General features: G+C 63.4%; 2 protein-coding genes. Both read right to left on the bottom strand.

Going from position 1 to position 2,276, the window contains the following annotated elements; translation table 11 throughout:
• Nucleotides 1-251: 251 nt before the first annotated feature.
• Complete coding sequence (locus Q4E95_RS12960; RefSeq protein ID WP_303383696.1) at nucleotides 252-449, bottom strand: hypothetical protein; 198 nt, start codon at nucleotides 447-449, stop codon at nucleotides 252-254.
• A 105-nt stretch (nucleotides 450-554) separates the two neighbouring features.
• Nucleotides 555-1,949, bottom strand: a complete 1,395-nt coding sequence (locus tag Q4E95_RS12955; RefSeq protein ID WP_303383695.1) for an AI-2E family transporter — start codon at nucleotides 1,947-1,949, stop codon at nucleotides 555-557.
• Nucleotides 1,950-2,276 lie beyond the last annotated feature (327 nt).

The raw sequence follows: 2,276 nt of genomic DNA, 5'->3' as shown, positions 1-2,276 counted from the left end.
GGGAGGGCCGGGTGTGGCTGAATGCCGTCAGGACAAACTCCGATCACACCATGACGTGTGTCACCCATCCCTGATCGTCACCGCCCACTGCAGGACGCTTCCCGTGATTTGAGGGGTTTGGTCGGAAGCGAGAAAGCCAATCGGGGCGGTAGCCACCACGCGTACTCCGTGCGGTGCGGTTTTCATCGCGAGGGGCGCCATCAGCGGCATTGACCCCCGCCGCCAGTATGCAGCGGGGCCGCGCTCGACCGCTATTTGCCGTGTCGCGTGAGGACATCCTCCACAACGGCGGTCTCGGCGCCTCGGACATCCCAGCCACCGGTGATTTCGTGGAAATCCCGGGCGGCCGCGGTGATGTCGAACTTGCTCACGTCGCGCGGCGGGTTGGAAGTTTCCAGCACGTGGATCAGATAGGTCTCGGCCTCGGCCAGTGCCTGCGGTTCATTCATGGTGTGTCCTTTCTCCGGGAGGGACCAGGGTTATGGACCCCTGACCCGTCCATTGGGCACGCTTTGATAGGCGTGCTTTTAACGGGCCAGTGTGCCCGCAGCTCTTCACAAGGAGTGCTTGGTCTCCGAGTCCTGCTCCTCGGCGGCTTCCGCGTCGTTCTGGGTGGCCCCCAGTTTTCGAGGGCGCAGTTGTTCCAAGCGCATACGCTGGTATTTCCACCGCTGGGCCATGGTGGCCTTGGCCTCGGCGCGGTCCTTGGCGTTGAGCGGGTCGTCCCCCAGCACCGGATCGTGCCCGGCCTGATAACCCTTGGCCCACACCTGGATGACCGCCCACGCCAGAGCCGTGTACGGCACGGCAAGGATGGCCCCGAAGATACCCCCCACCAAGGTGCCCACGGTCAAGGCCAGCAGGATGACCAGCGCATGCAGACTCAGGGTGCGGCCCATGATCACCGGCTGAAGAATATTTCCTTCCACCTGGTTGACCACGATGATCCACGCCACCAGGGCCAGGGCGATCACGGGACCGTTGGTGACCAGGGCCACCAACGCCGCCAGAATGCCCGCGAGTGTCGCGCCCACCACGGGGATAAACGCGGTGATGAACACGATGACCGCCAGAGGAATGGCCAGCGGAACACCGAAGATCAAGAGGAACGCGCCAATGAACACGGCATCGACCAGGGCGACCATTGCGGTGCCGCGCACGTAACCACCCAGCACCTCGGAACTGCGGTCAACCGATTCGGCCAGTTTGGCCCGGCGTTCGCCCCGGGTCCACCGCAGCGCAAAGTTCCACATCTTCTCCCCGTCCTTGAGGAAGAAGAACAACACCACCACCATGAGCACCGCCCCGGTGACGAACTGCGTGGCCGCACTGATACCGCTCAGGGCACCACCGGCAAGACTTCCGCTGGAAATGAATTCACCGGCCTGGCGAGCCGCAGCGTCAATGGTGGCGGTGTCGATGGGTATGGGGCCGGAGGTGATGAACCGCTGCAGTTCGTTCCAGCCCTGTTCCGCCTGGCTGGCCAGGGTGTCCCACTCGCTCAGAACGGAGTAGACGATGCCGGTCAGGATGAGCCCTACCAAGGTGAGGATCCCCAAGAACGCGGCCAGGGTCGCGAGTAAATTGGACCAGCCCTTACGCTCGAGCCACTTCACGACCGGCCCCACTGCCGAGGCGAGGATAAGGGCCACGAGCAGCGCAATGATGACCACCTTGACCCGAAGCAGCACCCATAACAAGCCCGCCACCACGGCGGCGATGAGTACGATCTGGGCGGCTCGGGAGCCGGCCCGGCCCAGGGAGTCCGACCAAGGACTGATTGCGGGGGTCAAGGACTGTGCGGCGTCGCCGAGGTCCTGAACGCCGCTGGTCGCGGAATCCTGCAGTTCGCGCCGGGCTGCCTCAACCTGCGCGGCTGCCGCGGCGTCTATTCGGGACGATCCCCGGTGGTCCAAGGGAGAGGATGCAGAGGCATCGGGAGTGTCCATGAGAGGGCTCCTCAAGACTATCGGGGCAACGCATTGTGAATGCTGCCGTTCAGGGTTACGCGGGGAGTGCTCCACAACCCTAAGCCAGATGACGAATATTGTCGTCAGCCACGGCGTGGGCGCCCAAGCTCGCCCCATGGAGGTCGCCCCGTGGACCCTGCCCTCGATCACGCGCGGCAGAAACAGTCCGGAAAAGTATTACACTCATGTACTAATTGTAGTAACGTGGATCACGATCCGGATTTGACGTACTGGATAATCTCGTGATCCCGACCACATCCGGCCGGGTCACCTCCCCTAAACTTTCAACCAGCAGAGCCGCACGCA

The sequence above is a fragment of the Kocuria sp. genome, assembly GCF_030536815.1.
GTDB lineage: Bacteria > Actinomycetota > Actinomycetes > Actinomycetales > Micrococcaceae > Kocuria > Kocuria gwangalliensis.
Note: the sequence above shows the minus strand (reverse complement) of the source record. Positions and strands in the feature narration are given on the sequence as shown.

Coding starts and splice junctions, on each gene's coding strand:
- Q4E95_RS12960 (WP_303383696.1), bottom strand. CDS start 449: ATGAATGAACCGCAGGCACTGGCCGAGGCCGAGACCTATCTGATCCAC.
- Q4E95_RS12955 (WP_303383695.1), bottom strand. CDS start 1,949: ATGGACACTCCCGATGCCTCTGCATCCTCTCCCTTGGACCACCGGGGA.